Below are 21,149 nucleotides of genomic sequence, written 5' to 3' on the forward strand. Positions count from 1 at the left end.
TAGCTGGCGGTATGCCTTGAGAGCCTGTCACGGCGCGGAGTCTCATCGCGCCTACTGTCCCGCGGCCCCTCGGGCGGTGCTCGCTCCGGCGTTGTGTGCCGCGTGCGCTCCGGCGCGGCGACCGAAGAACGACCCCTCCCCCAGCTGCGTGCCGCTGGCGTAGCCCTTGCCGTCCTGGGCGATGTTGGACGCGCATGCCCCCACCGCATACAGGCCGGGCACCGCCGAGCCGTCCTCGCGCAGCACCTGTCCCTCCACGGAGGTGGCCAGTCCGCCGACGGTGAAACCGGCATACATCGCCTTGCCCAATGACATGTCGAACGCGCCCCATGGCCCTTTACCTTGCGGCGCAAGGAATTCCGGTTGCTTGTGGAAGTCGGGGTCCTCACCGCGGGCGGCATGGGTGTTGTAGCGGTCCAGCGTCGCGACCAGGTTGCCCTGCGGGATGCCGAGCGCGGATTCCATTTCGGCGACGGTCTCCCAACCGTCGATCAGCGGCACCAGCGGCATCTTGGGGTGCTCCAGATGCGCCTCGTCGACGATCAAGAAAGCTGCGCTGTCCGGCTGATCCATGATGAACCCGGCCGTCCGCGAGTGGTACGAGTCCTCGGCGACGAACCGCTGGCCGAGCTTGTTCACGATGATCCCGGTCAGCAGGATCGACGGCGGGTAGGGCGGCGCCGTGATGAAGGTCTGATCCATGTGCTGGGTGGCGCCGCCGGCGGACACGCCCATCCGGATCCCCAGCCCGTCGTCGTAGGTGTTGCCGAGGACGAACGGCTTCTCGCCGAGCTTCGGGGTGTACTTGGCTACCATCTCCGGGTTCATCACGAATCCCCCGGCAGCGATGATCACCGACTTTGCCTTGATCGCACCGGTTTCGGCGAAGCGCTTCCACGCCACGCCGGTCACCCCGCCCGAGCCGTCCACGATCAGCTGGGTGGCACCCGTCTCGTAGCGGACCTGCACCCCGAGGCTCGCGGCGCGCCTGAGGAGCAGGTCGATCACCATGCTGGCGCCCCCGGTGTCGCCAGGCACCGGGACCTTGTGGCCGCGTGGCGCCGGCACCGCCTGCTCCAGAAAAGGCCATACCTTCTCGTTGCCGGTGAACATCAACCCCTCGGTGTTGGGCTGGATCACCGCCTTGCCCGGAAAGTAGCTGCGCTCGAACTGAAAACCCAAGTCTTCCAGCCAATTGAAATGCTCGACGCTGCCCTCACAGTACGCGCGAATCTTGGCGTGGTCCGGCTGCCGCGACACGGCGACCAGGTACTTGTACATCTCCTCGGGCGAGTCCGGGTGCCCGGTCGCCTGCTGCACGGCGGTGCCGCCACCGAGGTAAAAGTGGCCTCCCGCAAGGGAAGTGGTGCCTCCTGCCGCGGCCGCACGCTCGAGTACCAGTATCCGCGCACCCGCCCCCATTTCCTGGGCCGCACTGACGGCCGCGCACCCGCCACCGATGCCGAAGCCGATCACCACCACCTCGACGTCGTCCGACCACGACGCCACCGTATCCGCGTTGATCGTCGTTGGGATCTCGGTGCTCATCGGCGCTGCTCCTGCTTGATGTAGTCGTAGAAGGCCCTCATCTCGGGCGCGACGTAGGCGATTTCAAGGAACGGCACCCCCGCCTGTGGCGCCGACACGTAGGCGAATTGGATGCCGCCGGCCATCACGCCCTGCTGCACGACCGGGGCTCCCCGCTCGGCGGCCTCGGACAACGCTGCGTCGAATCGTTCGGGGGTCGCCGCCTCCACGCAGATGTGGTGCAAACCCGCGCCCGATTCCCGGAGGAAGTCACTATAGATGTTCTCCCCGCGGACCGGTTGGATCAGCTCCAGCTGCATATCCCCGAGGTAGCTCAACGAGATGCTGGCGACGAAGTCGGCCGGCTTGCCAAGATAGCTGCACGTATCCGGAGCAAAGTGCACGTCGGGTATCCGCACCCACTTCCGAACGCCTAACAGGCCGGTGAGGGCCGTTTCGGTGGCATCCAGGTCCGGGGTGACCCACGCGATCTGCGTCGGCGATTGGGGAGGAAGGGTCATCGCCTCGCAGGATAGCCCAGTCCGGCAGCCGCCAGAAAGGCCCAACCGGACTTTGCCGTGAGCGGGCGGGTCAGGCCCGGAAAAGCGCCGTGAACACGTTCTAATTCCGGTGGGTCAATGCCGGCTCAGCACATCCACCAGCAGCCGGAGCTGGGTATCGAACACCGCCGCCGGGTCGGTCAGGGTATCGGCGCCGTATTGCCCGAACACCTCGAGGCTGATGGCGCCGAGCACGCCGGCCCACAGCAAGAAGCACTTGGCGATCACCTGGTCGTCGCCCGGAAACCCGAACTCCTGGCGAATGCGGTCGAAGTCCGACGACATCGGTTGCGGCGCAAGATCATTCGTCAACCGGATGTCTCCGGTCGCGATCCCGGCGGCCACGGCGTCGAAGATCGCGCCCACCACCCGGGTGCCGGCCGGGACCGTGCGCTCCGCCGGTGCGTGATATCCGGGCACCGGGCTGCCGTAGAGCAGGGCCCAGCGGGCCGGGTGGGCGACGGCCCAGCGCCGCGCCGCCCGCGCGATGGCGATGACGTCGTCGCTCCACAGGTCGCCGACGCTCTCGCGGGCCCGGTCGACGGCGTCGGCCAGGTCGGAATAGGCGTCGATCAGCAGCAGGGTCAGCAGCTCGTCGCGGCTCGATACGTACCGGTACACGGCCGAGGACACCATGCCCAGATCGCGGGCAATCGCACGCACCGACAGCCCCGCGGCGCCGCGATCCACCAGCTGCCGGCGGCCCAATTCGACGATTCGCGCCTCGATCTGCTCCCGCGACTCCTGGCGTTTGCCCACGCGGCCAGTCTGGCACAACCGAGATCACCGCTCTTGCTTTTCGAAGGCGACTGTGGCAGCGTGTCCGGCGAGAGAGCACCGCTCTCCGAACACGGAGAGGACGCACCATGGCCACGCGCTACGAAGAACCGAACCGGGTGGCCCGCGCCGCCAACACCGTGATCCGTTGGCTCGCCGAGCTGGGAATCAGCATCGCCGGGACCCGGGCGCTGCGCGTCCGTGGCCGCAAGAGCGGAAAACCGCGCGCGGTGGTGATCAACCTGCTGACCGTCGACGGCGTCGACTACCTCGTCTCACCGCGAGGGAACACCCAGTGGGCGCGCAACGTCAGGGCCGCGGGCGCCGTCGAGGTGGGTCCGCGCTGGCGCCGCCGACGCGCCCGGGTCAGCGAGGTGGACGATGCGGCCAAGCCCGAGCTGCTGAGGCGTTATCTGGCCCGGTGGTACTGGCAGGTCAAGGACTATGTCGGCGGGTTGACGCCGGACTCCACCGATGAGCAGCTGCTCGCCGGGGCGCCGACGATCCCCGTCTTCGCGCTCGAACCCGCCCGTTGAGAGCCCGAGCGGGCGTCAACGGGGATTGGTCGTCGCCCCGAGATCCTGGCGGACCTGGTCCGAGGCGGCCCGCCACGACACCGCTGCGGGCAGGTCTCCCCACATGCTGTTGAAGATTCCGACGATCTGCCCCGGGCCGCCATTGGGTGCCAGGTAGACCGGTCCCCCGGAATCGCCCTTCTGGCTCTGGACGCCGTGTGACATCGTGAACCACCCGTTGTTGACACTTTCGACGGTTCCACATGTCTCACCCGTGATGACGCCGAAATGGCAGACCCTTTCGCCGGGCTGAAGCGTCGCGGCGGGGTTCGATTCGAGTGGACGCCCGCCGGGCAGGATGTTGTTGGCCGTGACGCCGCTGTCCAGCACGATGGCCTCATAGTCGTTGATCACCTGGTCGGTGGCCACGGTGGTGCCGCTGGGCGTGTTGTCGCGGAACGTGGCGAGACGGCCGATCGCGTTGTGTTCGCGGTCGTAGACGACCCCGCTACCCCGGCAGTGCCCGGCGGTGAACGCGATCTTCAGCGCCGGGTCGACGTAGCCCAGGGTGCAGACGCGGTTGTCCTGGTGGATTTCCATGCCGGGAAAGACCACCGGCGGGTCCGCTTTGGCCGGTGCCGGCGCCGGCCAGGACGCCAGTGCCGCGATGCAAGCCGCCGCGGCGCATGTGCGCATTGCCAGGCGGTGCACCATGAGCTCCCATCCGTCCGGAAAAATGCCGACCCGAGGGGTGACGTTACGACTCAGTCTCACCCCTCGTTGATCTTTTCGCATGTGACGGCGGTGGCGTTACCCCGGCGTGACCAGCGGGACGGCCTCGGCGGGCCGGCCTGCCACGCGCGGCGCCCACCCCGGCGGCCCGAAGACGTAGCCGAGCCGATCACGCAGGCGGTTCGCCGACCGCCAGTCGCGGGCGATGGCGACGTACTCGCGGACCTGCAGGTTCCAGATGTTGAACGTGTCGACCCGCTTGGTGAGGCCGTAGTGCGGGCGGAAAAGCTCGGGCTGGAAGGTGCCGAACAGCGGGTCCCAGATGATCAGGATGCCGCCGTAGTTCTTGTCCAGATACACCTGGTCCATGCCGTGGTGCACGCGGTGATGCGACGGGGTGTTGAGGATGAACTCGAGCGGCCGCGGCAGCTTGCCGATGCGCTCGGTGTGCACCCAGAACTGGTAGATCAGGTTCAGTGACCAGCTGAAGAACACCATCCAGGGGGGAAGCCCCAAGAGCGGCAACGGGATCCACATCACGATCTCGCCGCTGTTGTTCCACTTCTGGCGCAGCGCGGTGGCGAAGTTGAAGTACTCGCTGGAGTGGTGGGCCTGGTGTGTCGCCCAGATCAGCCGCACCCGGTGAGCGATGCGGTGGTAGGTGTACCACAGCAGGTCGACGCCGAGGATCGCGACGACCCAGGTGTACCACCGGCTCGCCGAAAGATGCCACGGCGCCAGGTAGGCATAGATGCCGGCATAGCCCAGAAGGGCCAGCGCCTTCCAGCCGGCCGAGGTGGCGACCGAGACCAGCCCCATCGAAAGGCTGGCCACCGCATCGCGGGCCAGGTACGCGCCCGACGCCGGTCGTGCGCTCTCGGCCTCGGAGGCCTCGATGCGTCGCAGCTTGCGGGCCGCCGTCCAGTCGAGGACCAGCATCAACAGGAAAAACGGAACCGCGAACAGCACGGGGTCCCGCATCTGCGGGGGCAGCGCGAACCAGAACCCGGTGACAGCATTCACACGGATAGATTACGACCACCGGCCGATGCCGCGTGACGGCCCGGATCGATGAGGTGTTGAGCACTTGACCGCTGTGGTGGTGATCGGCGCGGGCTTCGCGGGTCTATGGGCGGCGCTCGGCGCCGCCCGGCGACTCGACGAGCTCGCCGTGCCGGCGGGCGCGGTCGATATCACCGTGTTGAGCGCCCAGCCCTTCCACGACATCCGGGTGCGCAACTACGAGACCGACCTGAGCGCCTGCCGCATCCCGCTCGCCGACCTGCTCGATCCCGTCGGCGTTGCGCACGTCGCCGCCGAGGTGACCGCCATCGACACCGGCGCCCGCACCGTCGCCACATCGGGCGGTGCGACCTTCGGCTATGACCGCCTGGTGCTGGCGTCGGGCAGCCGCGTGCTCAAACCCGAAATACCGGGGCTGCGGGAGTTCGCCTTCGACGTCGACACCCACGACGGCGCCCTCGCGCTGCAGCGGCACCTGCGCGAGCTCGCCGAGGATGCGCCGACGCCGGCGGCGGCCACCGTCGTCGTGGTCGGGGCCGGGCTGACCGGCATCGAGGCGGCCTGCGAGCTGCCGGAGCGGCTGCGCGCCGTTTTTTCACGCGCAACCGTCACCCCCCGGGTGATTCTGATCGACCGCAATCCCGCGGTGGGGTCCGACATGGGTGCATCGGCGCGTCCGGTGATCGAACAAGCCTTGTCGCACAACGGCGTTGAGACCAGAACGGCGGTCGGCGTCACCGAGGTCACCCGGGGCGGGGTGTCGCTGTCCTCGGGCGAGCGGCTTGCGGCGGGCACCGTGGTGTGGTGCGCCGGCATGCGCGCCAGCTCGCTGACCGAGCAGCTGCCGGTGCCGCGCGACCGGCTGGGCCGGGTGCGGGTCGACGATTACCTGCGGGTCGTCGGGGTGCCCTCGGTTTTCGCCGCGGGTGACGTTGCCGCGGCGCGCATGGACGACCAGCACCTGTCGGTGATGTCGTGCCAGCACGGGCGCCCGATGGGCCGCTACGCCGGCTACAACGTCATCAGCGACCTGTTCGACGAGCCGATGCTGGTCCTTCGAATTCCTTGGTATGTCACGGTTCTCGATCTCGGCCCGGCCGGCGCCGTGTACACCGAGGGGTGGGACCGGCTGGTGGTCTCGACGGGGGCGGAGGCCAAGACCACCAAGCAGACCATCAACACCCGCCGCATCTACCCACCGCTGACCGGCAGCCGCGAGGAGCTGCTGGCCGCCGCCGCACCTGAACTGCAAACCCGACCCTGATCGGGTCAGTCGGACTGCACTTGATCGCCGGCGTACCAGTGCACCGCACGCACTCCCGGCTGCAGCGACAGTTCGGCCACCAACCGCTCGAGTTTGGCGGGGGTGTGGCCGTCCATGAGCAGATGAGCGGTCAGTGTGGTTTCGTCGTCGCTGGTCGGCCCGGTGTGGATGCCGCGCAGCGTCATGTCATTGCCGCTGGTGCGTTGCACGATTTGCGCGCGGCGTACTTTTCGGTTTTTGGGCGGCAAATAACCTGCACCAGGAAGGGCTGCAGGCTTTCGTCTTCGTCGTCGGTGTTGTCGCGGTCGATCAGCCGGCAGAGTGGACGCCCGAACAGGTGAATGGCGATGACGGTTCCGGTGCCGATCAAAGTGAAGACCATGTGTCCCGACGCCGCCAGCACGCCGATCGCCGCCGAGCACCACAGGGTGGCCGCGGTGTTGAGCCCGCGGACGTTGACGCCCTCGCGCAGGATCACCCCGCCGCCGAGAAAACCAATGCCGGACACCACATACGACGCGACTCGCGTCGGGCTGGTGTCCTCGGTGGCGACCGCGTACAGCACGAACAGGGTCGCCCCGGCGGCGACCAGCGCGTTGGTGCACAGGCCGGCTCGTCGGGCTCGCCATTGCCGCTCCAGCCCGATCAAGGCGCCACAGCCCACCCCGACGGCGAGCCGGAGGGCGAAATCGGCGACGCTCAGCGTCTGCATGAGACCGCACTCCTCCCCCGGTTCGCGGCGCTGGTCGGCGGCAGCTAACCACTTGCAGGTGAACGGGAGGTAGACGCGAGCCAATCCGGTTGCCCGATGGCCACGTTCGCGAAACCGCCGGGCGGGCGGGGCGCCTCGCGCTACGACTTCGAGAGCTGTTGCGGACAGTAGAACTTCGCGGCAATCATCGCGAAGTTGGACGCGTTTTCCATGTCCATTCCGGGATTGCGGGTCTTCACGTCGTGGACGAGCTCCAGACCCGATTCGCCGTTGTTCAGGCACGTGCACACCGCTTTGCCCGACGCGACCGCCGCGTCGGGAGCCGAATAGTGGATGCCGACCTGCTGCAAAGCGGCGAGGAATCCCCCGTCGTCACCTTGCGGCGGAGGGGGCGGATCCGCGTAGGCGGGCGCGGCGAACCCGATTGCCGCCGCGACGCCAACGGCTGCCAGTAACAGTCTCATCTTCATCGCTCTCCCAATTACTCTGCGTCCTAACCCATTTGCGCGTCGGACGGCACGACTTGCGGCGTGTCGCCCTTTCTCAGGTGCACTGCGTGAATGCCGGGTTTCTTCGCCAGCTGCTCGAGCAACGCGTCGAGGCCCTCCTGGTCGACGTTGTGGTGCTGCACGCTCTCGGGTTTTTCCGATATCTGTGCCACCAGACGCTTGAGCTTCTCGGGCGACGTCGCGTCTTTGAGGTCTTTGATCGGTTTGACGCGGCCGCGAACCCCGGCGCGGCTCAAAGCGTCGGGGCCCCCGGCGCCCAGGGCGCTGCCGATCATTCCCGCCACCGACATCGAGCTGAGCAGCCCGCCTGCGCCGAGCGCGGCCGCCGGAACGGCGTCCGGCCCGGCCGCCGACAGTGCGGCCGCCACCGTCCTGATGGCCGGGGTGGCCGTTGCCCAGCTCGGCGGGACCGACAACTTCCCGACCAGCGTGCCGGCGTTGCCCATCCCCGCCGACACCGCGCTGTACAGGGTGCCCCGTCCGAAGCCCAACGCCCCCAGCCCGGCGCCCAGCGCGTCCTTCGGGAGTGCCCCGTACGCGACGGGTGGGGCGAACTTCAGGAACTGCGACACCGGGAAGTTGATCAGCAAGCCAATGTCGTTGAAGCCCGTTGTGAAGCCAAGCGGAACCTTTATGGCGTTGTAGAGGTTTGAATAAAGCGTGCTCGCGCCGGACCCGAACAGCGAGTTCAACAGCCCGTTCATGGTGTCCGTGTAGTCGGTGGCAAGGTTCGACAAGCCTTGCAGTATCGGGTTGGCGTCTGTGAGCGGGTTAGCCGCTGCCGACAAGAGGTTCCCCACCGTCCCGGCCGGGGTAGCAGCGGCTTGAGTCACCGCGGCGGCTTGCGTCGCTGTGCCCGCGGCGTTGGTCGTCTGTGGCGGCTCATTGAACGGCGTCACATTGGACGCGGTCGCCGACGAAACGAGGTAGTTGTCCATCGCAACGGCGTCTTGCGCCCACATTTCGGCGTATTGGGTTTCTGTGGCAGCGATCGCGGGGGTGTTCTGACCGAAGACGTTGGTAGCCACCAGCGACGCCAGTTGGCTGCGGTTGGCGGCGATCTCCGCCGGCGGCACGTGGGCGGCGAACGCCGTCTCGTAGGCGGTTGCGGCGGCGGTGGCCCGGGTGGCGGCGTCGGCGGCCTGCGCGGCGGTGCCCTGCATCCAGGCCAGGTACGGCGTGATCGCTGCCACCATATTGACCGATGACGGACCCACCCACGGTCCACTGGTCAGGGTGTCGACCGCTGAGGAATACGAGGACACCGTGGACTGCAGTTCGCTGGCCAGTCCATCCCAGGCCGTGGCGGCCGCCCGCAGTGACTCCGATCCGGGCCCGGCGTACATCCGCCCCGAGTTGAACTCCGGCGGAAAAGCTCCGTAAAACATCGTCTATACCCCTTGCCTGGTCGTTCGCGCCCGGGTGGACGGTGCTGTCGAGTTGGTTGCTGTCACTGCCGTCATTCCTCCACCACGGGAATGACGATGATGGTGGCTGCGGCGGGATCGGCCTCGATGACACCGCCCACGGAGCCGAGCGCGGCACCAGCGCCACCCCCGGAGTGGAACGCGGCGGCCCCGACGGCCCGACCGGCCAGGCTCGACAGCGCCATCTGGCTGAAGACGCCCTCCTCGCCCGTGAGCGACGCCAGCGGCGCGGCTGCGGCGTTGGCGGGCAGCACCTGGGCGAGCGTTTTGATCGCCGGTGCGGCTTGCGTCCAGCCCTCCGGCACCGACATGCTGCCCACCAAGGCAGCCTTGCCCATGGATCCCGATACCGGCGCACCGACAGCGGAACTCAGCTTCACCGCAGCGCCGCCTTGCGTGAGGGGCGCCAGCGCCCCGCTGATGGCTTTGGGGCCGGCCAGGTAGGCGGCGGCTCCCTGCCCGTTCTGTCCCCAGGCGTATGCCTGGCCGAAGGACAGGAACGGACCACCGGGTATGGAGGCGAGGCCCTGGAGGGAGTAGGGCCCGGAGGTAATGGTGCTGGTGATGTTGTTCCAGGCGGTGAGGTCGCCCGATAGTCCCGTCGGCAACGTCGGCAGCGTTGCCAGCTGCGGCAAGTTCAGGCCCGACAACAGGTTTCCCGTCGTCGCCGTTGGCGCCGTTGGCGACGTGACGGTCGTCGCCAGGTTTTGCAGAAAAGTCGGCACATAGGTCATGAATTGGGACAGCTGCGTGCCTATCGACGCGGCCGGTGTGCCGGTGGACTGGGTCACGGCGGCGGCTTGGGCGGCCGGCGCGGCGCTGCTGGTGGTCTGCGGCGGCTCGGTGAACGGCGTCAGCTGTGACGCGGTCGCCGACGAGGCCGCATAGCCGTACATCGCGGCGGCGTCCTGCGCCCACATCTCGGCGTACTGGGCTTCGGTGGCCGCGATCGCCGGGGTGTTCTGACCCAGGAAGTTGGTGGCGATCAACGCCATGAGCAGGGCGCGGTTGGCCGCGATCACCGGCGGGGGCACCGTGGCGGCGAACGCCGTCTCGTAGGCGCCGGCGGCGATCTTGGCCTGGGTGGCCGCCTCTTCGGCCTGGGCGCCCGTCGCACTCATCCACGCCACGTATGGGGTGGCCGCTGCCGCCATCGCGATCGAGGACGGCCCCGTCCAGGGCCCGGCTGCGAGGTTCTCGATCGTGGAGCCGTAGGAGGCCGCCGTCGACTGCAACTCCGTCGCCAATTCGTCCCAGGCCGCCGCGGCTGCCAGCATCGGCCCCGCCCCGGCGCCGACATACATCCGGCCGGAGTTGATCTCCGGTGGTAGCGCCCCGAAATCGAACATCTATTCCCTCCGATCCCCTAAGTGGCCGCCATGGTAGGCGCGGCATGTTAGCCATGGTCGCAACCGCGCCGTAGCTCTAATGGAATCCATGGAATCCGGCGCTGAATCCACGGATTGATTCAACTTGTTCGAAGACAACAAACCCCGCTCCGCTAACCGGTAAATGAAGCCGCGCGCGCAACCGCCCAGCCTTAGGCCCCGCTGCCCACGATAAAGCTCATCGTGATTGGAAGGTATTTGTCGCGTGTTCCGGCGATGTAAGGCTAACGTAAACAACGCGTCTCAGAAGGTCCCTGTCGCTGTGAGTGCGCTGCCGATCAGCTAACGCCTGGCTGTATCAAACACGTTCTGCAGCAGGTTTATAGCCAATTCTCAGCAACTATCCAGAAAGCGCCGATAAATTGTTGCAGTTTTGGGCAATTGACGGCGTGCAACCTCGGTTTGTACGCGCCGATTACCACCCGGACATTAATGCACAGACGTCAATTCATCGTAATTGCGATACGCAACATCGGGCGGCGAAAAGGCTGCATTTGAGTTCGCCAATATGTGGTTCATGTGTTGGCTCATGCACCACCCGTTAATTTGTCGGAATGCCGTTTGCGCGCCGCTAAAGCCCATCCCGCTTCGGTGCCGGCCATTTTGCTGCCGGCGGTCTGCACCTTTTGCCCGCCGCCGAACGGGCGCCCGCCTGGCCCAGCGTCGCGGGCCGGGCCCGGATCGTGGCGGCGACGGCGGCGTCATCGCCAAATTGATGGCTGATCGTCATGCGGTTCTCCCCTGGATTTCACCCAGAGTACGCATCGATAGCTGCCACAACGCTGATTAGCTGCTGGGGATTTTCTGTGAGGCGGGCGCATGCCGTTCCTGGTGCTAGGAGGCGGCGCCTAGCCGGCCGCTGAGCGTGCGGGGCGTGTCCGCAAGGTTGCGGGAAGCTCATTTCGCCCCTGCATCGCTTGTGAGGCGGCGTAAGCTCCCGCCCCTATCCGGCGGCTGGCGGGCGCGCAACGAAAGTGGGACGAAAGCCGTACTGCGGCACGGCGCGCCCGTATGGTTGGGCGGCCGCGGTCCCGATCGGCATTCCGGGCATGCCGGCTGCCATCGCCGGGGGCGGCACGATGGGCGTGCCTCCCAGCGCCGAGGCCAGCGGGCCGGCCAGCGGCGCGGGCGCGGTCCAGCTCGGCGGCACCGACATCGCGCCGATCATCGGAGCGTGGTCGAGGGCCGCCGCGACGGGGCTGCCGAGACCACCGATGCCCCCGACCGGGCCGGCCGCGGCCTCACCGAGCGCACCACCGGCGGCCTGCCCCGCCGCCTCGCCGACCGCGTCGCCCGCGCCTTGCCCACTCAGCAGTCCCAGGAACGGGGCCATGGTGTTGCTAGGCATGTAGAACCCCGAGGAGAAAACGGTGTTCCACAGGTTGGCGTCGGGCCCCCACTCCGCCCAGAGGTTGTCGAGCGCCGATGATCCCGACCCGGACCCGGTCAGCAGGCCCAAGAGCTCCGTCGCCGGCGACGAGGACGACGCCGGCGAGGACAGGCCCTGCAGGGTGGTGGGCAGCGTCGACATCAGCTGCGCCAGCGTGTTCTGCTGGGTCCCGGCCGGGGTGGCGACGGCCTGGGCCACCGCGCTGGACTGGGCGGTGGGCCCGCCGGGGCCGGTGGTCGCCTGCGGGTCGGTGAACGGGCTCAGTTGGGTGGCGATCGCCGAGGAGGCGGCATAGCCGTACATCGCCGCGGCGTCCTGGGCCCACATCTCGGCGTACTGGGCTTCGGTGGCCGCGATCGCCGGGGTGTTCTGACCCAGGATGTTGGTGGCGATCAGCGCCATCAGCTGGGCGCGGTTGGCCGCGATCACCGGCGGGGGCACCGTGGCCGCGAACGCGGCCTCATAGGCCGCCGCGGCGGCCTCGGCCTGTGCGGCGGTCTGCTCGGCCTGCTCGGCCGTCGTGCCCAACCACGCCACATGCGGCGCGGCCGCCGCCGCCATTGACACCGACGCCGGGCCAAGCCATTCTTCACCGGTGAGTGTCGACAGCACCGACCCGTAAGACAGTGCGGTAGAACGCATTTCGGCAGCCAGTGCGTGCCATCCCGACGCGGCGGCCAGCATCGGGCCCGAACCCGCCCCGGAATACATCCGACCGGAGTTCACTTCGGGCGGAAGCGTCGCGAAGTCCAGTGCCAGGGTCATCGTCGGCCTCCTCTCCTACCTCACTGCGGTCGCCTCGCCCGCCGCGTGCGCGACTGCGGCGTGGGCGTTGGATTGTGTTGCGGCCAAGGCTGATACCTCAGCGCTTGCCGGCGCCTCTGGGCGCGCCATGACAAACGACATCGGACTTCTCCTCACGGAAAGGGGCCGATCCCGAGCCGCCTGGCCAGTTCTGGCTACTTTCCGCGCACGCCGAAGCCGCAGTCCGCGTGGCGGACTCGTGCGGAGGAGGCCTGTCGGGCGAGCCGTTCAGACTGTCACAAAGGGGCCGGGGCCGGATCGAAACGAAATGGTCGATCTGGGATACGGACTGTCGTCGGGACTCATTTCGCTCTCACCTCCTCACGGCCTTGGCACACGGGGATGCCCTTCACTTGCACGCATGCACACGGGGAGGAGGGCCGGGGCAGAACACCCGGACACCGCACCCCTCTCGTCAGAGCTTTGGCACCGCACGGCGTATCCGGCTCGATCGGGAGCTGGAAGCCACTTGGGCTCAACCCTTAATCCGGGAGGAGCTGTCCTGACCCTGGGCGTCTTTCGACGTTCGAGGTCAGTGGCCTGTGTCCGTGCAGACGCCTCACCTAGCGAGGTGCTTGCAGAGGCCATCGTGGCATCCAAGCGTAGGTCAGTCAAGCCTAACTGCCACGTGCTTGCAACAGATCACACTTGCGACGGAGGCGGTGGTTAGCCCGTCTTCTTCTCGGCCACCGCGGCGTTGAGCCCCTCGGCCAGGTCATCGCGGGTCAGTTCCTTGAACCGGAGCAGCTGGGCCTCGCTGAAGTCGGTGAGATCGCTGGCCAGCACCGCGTCGAGGTCCTCGTCGTCCAGGCGGAAGCTGCGGTGATCGCGGGCCTTTTCCACCACGTTGCGAACGAAGCCGGCGTTGCCGAGCGTGTCGATGCCGCGGATCAGGTCCCCGTCTTCCGAATAGCTCTCGTCGAGGTAGAACTTGGTGTACGACGGCAACAACACCTCGACCTCTTCGTCGGCGACGATGTCTTCGTTATCGCGGGCCATCAGCTTGGTCAGCGCGAGCAGCTCTTCCGGCGTGTAGCTGAAGAACTCGATCACGGTCGAAAAGCGCCGTCGCAGACCCTGATTCACCTCGAGCATCTTGTCCATGGCCTTGGCATAGCCGGCGCCGAACACCACCAGCTCGTCGCGATGGTTCTCCATGTAGAGCAGGAGCGTGTTGATGATCGCGTTGCCGTAAGGGTCGCCTTGGTGATAACCGGTCTCGTGCAGGGTGTGCATCTCGTCGAAGAAGACCGCTCCGCCCAAAGCGCCCTCGAGCATCTCCTCGGTGTTCTTTTCCGCGTCGGCCATATAACGGCCCAACAGCTTGGTGCGGCTCGTCTCGACCACCAGCGGCTTGCGCAACACCGTGAGCCCGCACAGCTGTTTGGTGAAGGCGCGCGCCACCGACGTCTTGCCGGTTCCGGGCGGCCCCAGGAGCAAGGTGTGACGAGACGTCACCGGCACCGGCAGCCCCATCTTGGCCCGGGCCATGTTGACCTTCGTCGTCGACTTGATGAGCTTGATTTCCCGCTTGGCCCGTTCCATGCCCAGCATCGCGTTGAGCTCGGCGTCGCCTTCGGCCAGGTACCTTGCGGCCTCCTGGGCGTGGCGGGCCGCCTCGGTTTGGGCGCGGGTGGGCGCGCTGTCCGGATCCCACGGGTCCGTGCGGGCCTCGATCGTCTCCGGGTCGGTCAGTATCAGCCGATAGTTCGGGTTGTCCAGCGCTTCCCGGGCCGGGGTGAACTTCGGATCCCGCGAGTACACCCGGCGCAACAGCTCGACGGCCTCCTCCTCGCGGCCGACGTGCCGCAGGCACATGCCCTGGGTGTACAGAGCGACGTTGGCCGCCCCCGGAACCCGGTCGCCCTCGACGGCGGCCTCGCCGCGCCGGAAGGCCTCCTCGAAGACTCCCAGGGACGCCAGCGCGGTGGTCGCCATCGCGGCGCCCGCGGCCTTCAACTCGGGGTGCCGCCAGGTCTTCCCCTCGGGGAACTGGACGAGCACGTCCGGCCAACGCCCGGTGCGGAAGTACAGCACGCCCCGCACGTAGTTGACCACTTCCTCGTCGAACGGGTGCCGGGGCTCGACGCCGTCGAGCAGCTTCGCCGCCTCCTCATACCGTTTCGCCTCGGCGAGGACGGCGGCATAGGCGCACGCCAGCGACTCCACGCTGGTGACGGCCAGGCGCAAGAACAACCCGTCGGAAACCTCGGGCCGAAACTGCAGATCGGTGACGCCGAGGCGGCGGGTTTCCCAGCCGAACGTCCTGACCGACGCCCACGCGCCGGCGAGCACGTCGAGGTTCTGCTCCCCAGCCAGCATCCGCGCCAGCCAGGCATCGCACATTCCCGGGTCGAGCGCGGTCGCCGTGTTGAACATCTGAGCAGCAACCTGCGGGTTGTGGCTGGGCTGCAGCCCGTTGACCGAGATCCCGGACGCCAAAAGGCCGGCGACCATGGCGTTACGGGCGTCTTCGGCGGTTGATTGCGGCCGCGTCATTGCGCTGCGGGCACGCTCGCTGCGCTCTCCTGGACCTGACCGACCGACAGCACCAGATCTTCGTCGTCGAGCAACGGACGGCTGGGCACGACCAGGAGCGGGTGAGCCGTCGGGGCGGGCAGGCTGGCGCGTACCGCCGCCAGTTGGCGGCCGGTGAGGCGGTTGAGTTCCGAGGAAACATTCCTGGGAAGCCGGCTCTCGCTGTGGTAGCGCACCCACGCCGCCAGTTGGGGCCGGCCGCCGCTGGTGACGAGCCGGATCGTGATCACGGCGGCCCCCACGTCGGGCAGGAACAAGTCTTCCAGCGTTTCGGTGGTGATGTCCGACGGCGTCAGCCAGAAGCTGGTGGCGAACCCGTTGAAGTGCTTGAGGTACCGCCATCCGGGACGGCTCCAGGTCGGTTCCAGGTCGGCCAGCACAGCGCTGTCGACCTCGGCGAGTTCGTCGGCGGTCAACGGCTTGGCCACACACGTTTGGCCGTCGAGGTCCTGGGCGAGCCGCTCGGTGGCCGCCACCAGCGTCGATGCGAGCGAATCGCGGGCCGCCACGGCGGCGACGTTGCGCTGCGGGTTCATCCGCAGCACCAGCCAGGTGCGGCGTACGTACGAGGTGGGCTCGTCGCTCACCAACCCCCACTCCTCGGGACCCCAGTCGTCCAGTTTGGACTTCTCCGCCGCTCCGACTTCACGGCCGCCGCGCCGGACCTTCACAGAGACGATGTCGATGCCGTCCAGGTGAATATCGAACTGCCGCAGGCCATCAGCGACCGCCTGCACGGGCAGGATGCCGGCCGTCGTCCTGTGCCGGTGGCGCCCGGAGGGGTCCTCCTCCCCGCCGTCGACCGCGATCGCGCTCACCAGATGGCCTTCGTACTGGCGTACGCCGACCTTGTCGCGCCCGAACCGGCGCTGGTGGTCGATCGCGGGCGTGCATCCCGCCGTCAGCGCGGTGCCCTGGTCGGCGGACCAGTCCCACAGCCACCTGGCCAGGCCCGAGGTCACCGTGAGCCCGTGGTGGGTGACCAGCGACAGGAGCGTCACCACAGACGCCAGGCAGACACCCACCCAGAAGGCGATGTGGTGCTCACCCTGCCACGAGGCCGGGCAGTGACTCGCCACCAACAGGATCAGGATGTCGACCAAAAACACCGCGGTGACCCGCGGCCACGACAAAGACAGTCCAAAACTGCGCTGCGCCTTCATTACTATTGCTGCTCCGACCTCATTGCTGCTTCCGTGTTCGCTTGATGAACACCGCTACCCCGAACACGGCGCCGCCGATCAGCAAGGCCGCGAACAACCCTCCGGCTGCCACCCATACTGGCACCATATCGCGGTGCGGGGCCGCTTTCGGGATGTTCAGGGGTGCCGACAGTTGCTGCGGCGGCTTTGCCGGGCCGTCGGGGACGTCCCAGGTCAGCGCCGCCACCGGGTCGATCACACCGTATCCGACCTGGTTGTCCACCCCGCGCGCCGGCGCCCTGGCGGTGCGTTCCAGGCGGTTGATGACCTGAATCGCCGATAGCTGCGGATACTTCGCGCGAACCAGGGCGGCCACCCCGGACACGATCGCGGTCGAGAAGCTGGTGCCGGCCGGGACCAGCAGCGAGTTGTCCGGGCCGTCGATGGCGTTGATCAGGCCGTCGTCCCGGGGCGAGAGCCCGATGACGTCGGTGCCCGGCGCGGCGATTCCCACCCACGGTCCGGCGACGCTCGTCGAACCCTGTCCGCCGCCTTGGGTGAGCGGCCGGCCCTCGGTGTCGACCGCGCCGACCGTCAGGACGTAGTCGCTGTACCACGACGGAGTCACCACCGTGCTGACACCGCTCCAGTCGCGGGGGTCTTTGGGCTGCATGGGATCGAAGGCCGGGTTCTGCTTGCAGTCCTTCTTGCTGGTGTCGCCGGCCGCGGCCACGATGACGACGTTCTTGTCGACGGCCGCGTAGCGCACCGCGGCGCCCAGCGTGCGCTGGTCGATGATGTTGCGCGCGCTCATGCAGGTCACGTCGGAGATGTTGATGACCGTGGCGCCCAGGTTCGCGGCGTGCACGATCGCCCGCGCCATCGTCTCGACATCGTCGACCTTTGCCCGCGTCTGCGGATCCTCGTCACCGGTGTAGGCGTCCTTGAGGCCGAACGCCTGGCTGGACTGCCGGATCGAGATGATGTCGACGTCCGGGGCGATTCCGCTGTAGGCGTCGGGGGCCTGCGACGACGGCGCGCCCGGCGGCGGCGCCGGTTTGGGCGGGTCGAGTGGGCGCGGCGCGGTCGGGTTGACCGGGTTGTCGATGCCGATCACCTGCCGGCCGCCCGAATAGCTGGGTATCGTCACCGTGCCGCCGCCGTGGTTGGCGGACGGCGCCTGACCGGGTCCCGGCGGCGCGCCGGCCGGTGCTGGCGGTCCCGCCGGTCCCGCCGGTCCCGCCGGTGCCTGCGGCGCGGGGGGCGCGCCGAACGGTCCCGGAGCGGGCGCTTCCGACTGGGGAGACTGGGGAGACTGGGGAGACTGGGGAGGCGGAGGCACCATCGTCACTGTCTGAGGCAGCGGCGACAGGGTCACCGTCTGCGGCGGCGGGGCTTTCGGGGGCGGCTCCGTGGTGGGGATCGTGACCGGCTTGCGCGGCGCCGCGGGCGGCGCCGCTGCGCCGTTGGCCGGGGCCGCGCCGATCATCGACGCGACGATGGTGCCGTGCGCGTCGCAGTCCGACAGCCCGTCGCCGGACATGATGTAGTCACCGCCGGGAATCAGGTGCGGAAACCTCGGGTGTGGCGTCACCCCGGTGTCGATGACGGCGACCTTCTGCCCCGCGCCGCGTCCGAATTGCCACGCCTCCTGCAGGTTGAGCATGTCCATGTACTTCGGCTGCAACCGGAAGTCGGTGCCCGGCAGGACCCCGACCTCGGTGCAGTAGGAGTTCTGCTTCATCGGCGCCGGCGGTCCCGGCGGACCGTCCGGCGGCACAGCGGCCGGATCGACCGTCGGGGGGGAAATCGCGGACGCCGGGGGCAGACCGGCTAGCGCACCTGAAGTGAGCAAGAGTGCGGCGACGGTCGCGCGCGATGCGCGACCGCGCCACACCTTGCTGCTAGCGGTAACGGATCGCCGCATAGACATTCATCAGCCACAATGCCAACGGGAAGATGGGCATCAGGCACAGGTACTCGACGTATTCCACCAGCTTGCGGAACAGCGGGCTGTAGATGGTGTTGGGCACTACCGCCGCGGCCGTCATGCCCAGCGCCGGCAACAGCACCAGAATCGCCACGCTGATCGACACCGCCAACGGCGACTGCAACCCCAGCGCGTAGCGCACCACTATTCCCGTGACGATCAGCACGGAGGTCCCCGCCAGGATGATCGCCTGCCACCGGTCGACGTACGAGCGGCCGCGGAGCATCAGGAAGCCGGCGCAGAAACCGGCCAGCAGGAGCGGCAGCCAGCGCTGGAAGGTGTGCGGATCCGCCAGCGCGGTCAGCGAGACCACCATCAGCACGCCGAGTCCCAGCAGCAGACCCGTCAGGAACGAGCGGGCGCGCTCGGCCTGCAGCACCACATCCCGGACCGACGCGGGACCCTCCAGGACCGGAGCGCCGCCGTCGGGGCGCACCACCGTGGTGGGCAGGTCCGGTCGCGCCTCGAACACCCAGCGGCTGGTGGCCGACGGGAAGACGGGCAGCCGGATGCCGGCCAACCGGCGCGAGATCGCCGGTGCGGCCTGGTAGGCCAGCACGCACACCAGCACCACGCAGGTGAAGTTCGTGACGGCGCTGGTGTTTGCGACCATGCGCGCCAGGCTGGCGACGGCCGCCACCGCGCTGATGGTGACGATCGCGGTATAGATGGCCAGCCGTCGACCGGTGAAGCGCAGAATGAGCGCCGCGGCAACCGCGAGCACGCCGAAGCCCAACACCGCGTGCGGGGAGCCGACGCCGCCCGGCGGCGCCGAAGCCGCGGCCACTGTCAGTGGCGCGAGGCCGCTCAGCAGCATGATGTCGGCGACCAGGCGGTCCGAGTGCGTCTTCGCCCGCATTGCCAACAGGATGGCGACCGTCAACACGATAGCGGCGATGATCGCGGCGTACACCGTGGGCAGCCAGGAGTTGTGATGCCAACGCCACCAGCCCAGCAAACCCGCCGCCGCGGTGACGCCGACGGCCACCATCGACGCGCCGACCTGCACGGCAACGATCGGGTCGATCGCGGCGAAGCGCTTGCTCAGGTTTGCCGAGACCGCCGTCGAGATGTGCTCGATGACCTGCGACCGGTGCTCGGTGTCCGGCAGGAACCGGATCCACAACCGGTCGCCGTCGTAGATGTCTTGCTCGGTCAGGGATTGGGTCGCCCGCAGGGGCGTGCCGTCAACCAGGCACAGCGCCCACCTCCCACGGCCGGTGGCCTCCAGCGGGGTCTCGCCGAGCTCCCTGAGCCGACTGTTGACCACCTTCAGCAGCGGGTCGGTCATCACCGAGACCGGGGCGTTGGCGTCCAGCAGAACGCCGATCTGGACGCCCTCGCCGGCCATGATGCCGACGACTACCGCCCGAGGCTGTGAGATTCCCTCAATGTCTGCCTGTAGGGCGTCAGCTACTCCTACTGCGGTCATCGCCCAACACCCCCTGCCATGGTGAATGTGTAACCCCGTGTCCCCAGATGCGCGGGAGCCTCGGTCGCTTCACTCGCCGCGGCGCTGCGGCCCCCTGAGAGGTGCAGCTCGACTAATTCGGATTTCATCTGCCTCGCCTTGCGCTAAGGAGTTGTGGTGCCACTGCTTTGAAGATTTGCTGCTGGTTCTAGAGAAGTATGCCGTCTTCGCGTCCCGCCCGCATGTTGTCGGCAAAAGCGTCGGTAAAGGTTGCGTTTCACCCGGATGTCACACCCTGCTATGCGTTTTCCACTCGCCGTAAGGCAGCGTGTCCAGCACGGTTTTGACGCCCACCTGCACCAGTTGCGGGGTGGCCGGGCAGATCGCCAGCCACGCCTCGCCCGAGCCCGCGGTGCGCGCCTGCTGGTAGAGCGCGATGCGGCCGCCCGACCCGTCCTTCAGCGACAGCACTGAGGCGCTGGGGCCCTTGGCGTCGTCCCGGTACTGGCGCGCGTACACCGCGACCTCGGCCGCCGGGTCCGACAAAGCCTGTCCCAGCGCGGCGACCGTGGCGGCGCTGATGCCCATCCGCCGCAGATCACCGCCGGAAAAGACGTTGAACCCGGACTCCTGCCAGGACTTCGTCGCCTCCAGCATCTCCTCCAGCGGGACGTTGACCGCGTTGATCGCGGCGGGCTCCGCGTGGTGAATCGACTCCAGACCGTCCAGCACCAACGACGCGATGGAGGCGCTGTCCGCGACGGCGACGTCGTCGACGGTGATGTCGCTGCCGACCCGCACCGCCGACACCCAGTGCTGGCCGCGGCGGGCCAGCACCACCCGGAACTCGTTGTCGGGGATGTCGCGCGAACCGGGCGGTTGGTTCTCGTCGTCAACGACGCCATAGAGCAGCTTGCCCCGCGACAGCAGGGCGACGACCTCGAGGTCCGGCGCAGCGAGGACCCGCATCCGAGCGGCAACCTGCTCGTGCACCTCGTCGCCGACGACGATGCCCTGCTCGCGCATCACCGCCATGCCGGGGTGTTCGTTGAGCCAATCGCTCGAGTCGGTGGAGACGAACGGTCGGCACCGCAATTCGGGCGCGACGTGTCGGATGTCGAGCAACGCCTGGAGCATCCAGAAGCCGTCGACGTTGACGGTGATGTCGGTGCGGGTGCTCTGTTGGTCCATCAATAGCCTCAGTGGTCGAAGTGGTCGAAGTGGTCGAAGTTTACTGAAACCGCAGGACGCGGCAGCACACCGAATCGTGGTGTGCTGCCGCGCCTGAAGTTGCGAGTTAGGCCCAGCTGGACCCGACGGCGCTGTCGGTGCTGGCCATGTTGCTGCCGGCGCTTTGCACCTTCTGGCCGTGGGCGTTGGCCTGCTCGTAGATCACCTGGAAGTTGCGACCCAACTGGGTGATGAACTCCTGGCAGGCCA

Annotated in this window: 16 protein-coding genes, 2 pseudogenes and 1 riboswitch; of the genes and pseudogenes, 2 read left to right on the forward strand and 16 right to left on the reverse strand. The window is 68.0% G+C overall.

Annotation, left to right across the window (positions count from 1 at the left end; genetic code table 11):
- Positions 1-51: 51 nt before the first annotated feature.
- The 3 genes from VMD50_RS23070 to VMD50_RS23080 form a co-directional block, all read right to left on the reverse strand.
- Positions 52-1,548, reverse strand: coding sequence for an FAD-binding protein (locus tag VMD50_RS23070; protein WP_325431072.1), 1,497 nt, complete (start codon positions 1,546-1,548; stop codon positions 52-54).
- Positions 1,545-2,048: a VOC family protein gene (locus VMD50_RS23075; protein ID WP_325431074.1), complete on the reverse strand. Its 504-nt coding sequence runs from the start codon at positions 2,046-2,048 to the stop codon at positions 1,545-1,547. Before VMD50_RS23075 ends, VMD50_RS23070 begins: the two co-directional genes overlap by 4 nt.
- 114 nt (positions 2,049-2,162) lie before the next feature.
- A complete protein-coding gene (locus tag VMD50_RS23080) occupies positions 2,163-2,846 on the reverse strand; it encodes a TetR/AcrR family transcriptional regulator (RefSeq protein ID WP_325431076.1) in 684 nt (227 codons plus the stop codon).
- Positions 2,847-2,953: 107 nt separating this feature from the next.
- Here VMD50_RS23080 and VMD50_RS23085 point away from each other — a divergent pair, with 107 nt between their 5' ends.
- On the forward strand, positions 2,954-3,400 hold the full coding sequence (locus tag VMD50_RS23085) for a nitroreductase family deazaflavin-dependent oxidoreductase (protein ID WP_325431079.1): 447 nt from the start codon (positions 2,954-2,956) through the stop codon (positions 3,398-3,400).
- A gap of 15 nt (positions 3,401-3,415) precedes the next feature.
- Here VMD50_RS23085 and VMD50_RS23090 read toward each other — a convergent pair whose 3' ends face one another.
- Positions 3,416-4,093, reverse strand: coding sequence for an Rv1815 family serine proteinase (locus tag VMD50_RS23090; protein WP_325431116.1), 678 nt, complete (start codon positions 4,091-4,093; stop codon positions 3,416-3,418).
- A gap of 96 nt (positions 4,094-4,189) precedes the next feature.
- Positions 4,190-5,134: a sterol desaturase family protein gene (locus VMD50_RS23095; RefSeq protein WP_325431082.1), complete on the reverse strand. Its 945-nt coding sequence runs from the start codon at positions 5,132-5,134 to the stop codon at positions 4,190-4,192.
- Between the two features lie 64 nt (positions 5,135-5,198).
- On the opposite strand from VMD50_RS23095, the gene VMD50_RS23100 reads away from it, so the two are divergent.
- Positions 5,199-6,398, forward strand: coding sequence for an NAD(P)/FAD-dependent oxidoreductase (locus VMD50_RS23100; RefSeq protein WP_325431084.1), 1,200 nt, complete (start codon positions 5,199-5,201; stop codon positions 6,396-6,398).
- A 5-nt stretch (positions 6,399-6,403) separates the two neighbouring features.
- On the opposite strand, the pseudogene VMD50_RS23105 reads toward VMD50_RS23100, so the two are convergent.
- The 11 genes and pseudogenes from VMD50_RS23105 to VMD50_RS23155 all read right to left on the reverse strand — a co-directional run.
- Positions 6,404-7,110 (reverse strand): annotated as a pseudogene (locus VMD50_RS23105) (MgtC/SapB family protein).
- Positions 7,111-7,250: 140 nt separating this feature from the next.
- Positions 7,251-7,574: a DUF732 domain-containing protein gene (locus VMD50_RS23110; RefSeq protein ID WP_325431086.1), complete on the reverse strand. Its 324-nt coding sequence runs from the start codon at positions 7,572-7,574 to the stop codon at positions 7,251-7,253.
- 29 nt (positions 7,575-7,603) lie between these two features.
- Positions 7,604-9,007, reverse strand: a complete 1,404-nt coding sequence (locus VMD50_RS23115; RefSeq protein WP_325431088.1) for a PPE family protein — start codon at positions 9,005-9,007, stop codon at positions 7,604-7,606.
- Between the two features lie 71 nt (positions 9,008-9,078).
- The gene (locus VMD50_RS23120) at positions 9,079-10,395 is read right to left on the reverse strand and encodes a PPE family protein (RefSeq protein WP_325431090.1); all 1,317 of its coding nucleotides are present in this window, start codon (positions 10,393-10,395) and stop codon (positions 9,079-9,081) included.
- 982 nt (positions 10,396-11,377) lie between these two features.
- The gene (locus VMD50_RS23125; protein WP_325431092.1) at positions 11,378-12,589 is read right to left on the reverse strand and encodes a PPE family protein; all 1,212 of its coding nucleotides are present in this window, start codon (positions 12,587-12,589) and stop codon (positions 11,378-11,380) included.
- Between the two features lie 439 nt (positions 12,590-13,028).
- Positions 13,029-13,206: riboswitch (M-box (ykoK) riboswitch) on the reverse strand.
- An 88-nt stretch (positions 13,207-13,294) separates the two neighbouring features.
- The gene (eccA, locus tag VMD50_RS23130) at positions 13,295-15,127 is read right to left on the reverse strand and encodes a type VII secretion AAA-ATPase EccA (RefSeq protein ID WP_325431094.1); all 1,833 of its coding nucleotides are present in this window, start codon (positions 15,125-15,127) and stop codon (positions 13,295-13,297) included.
- Positions 15,124-16,329 carry a type VII secretion protein EccE gene (eccE, locus tag VMD50_RS23135; protein WP_325431096.1) on the reverse strand — a complete coding sequence of 402 codons (1,206 nt, stop codon included), beginning with the start codon at positions 16,327-16,329 and terminating at the stop codon, positions 15,124-15,126. Before eccE ends, eccA begins: the two co-directional genes overlap by 4 nt.
- Positions 16,330-16,348: 19 nt before the next feature.
- Positions 16,349-18,235: a S8 family serine peptidase gene (locus VMD50_RS23140; RefSeq protein WP_325431098.1), complete on the reverse strand. Its 1,887-nt coding sequence runs from the start codon at positions 18,233-18,235 to the stop codon at positions 16,349-16,351.
- Positions 18,213-19,730: a type VII secretion integral membrane protein EccD gene (gene eccD / locus VMD50_RS23145; protein WP_325431100.1), complete on the reverse strand. Its 1,518-nt coding sequence runs from the start codon at positions 19,728-19,730 to the stop codon at positions 18,213-18,215. The genes VMD50_RS23140 and eccD overlap by 23 nt, the downstream gene beginning before the upstream one ends.
- Positions 19,731-19,997: 267 nt before the next feature.
- Complete coding sequence (locus tag VMD50_RS23150; protein WP_325431102.1) at positions 19,998-20,900, reverse strand: ESX secretion-associated protein EspG; 903 nt, start codon at positions 20,898-20,900, stop codon at positions 19,998-20,000.
- Between the two features lie 106 nt (positions 20,901-21,006).
- Positions 21,007-21,149: pseudogene (locus VMD50_RS23155) on the reverse strand (type VII secretion protein EsxI); the annotation flags it as partial.

The organism is Mycobacterium sp., assembly GCF_035506235.1.
Taxonomy (GTDB): Bacteria; Actinomycetota; Actinomycetes; order Mycobacteriales; family Mycobacteriaceae; genus Mycobacterium.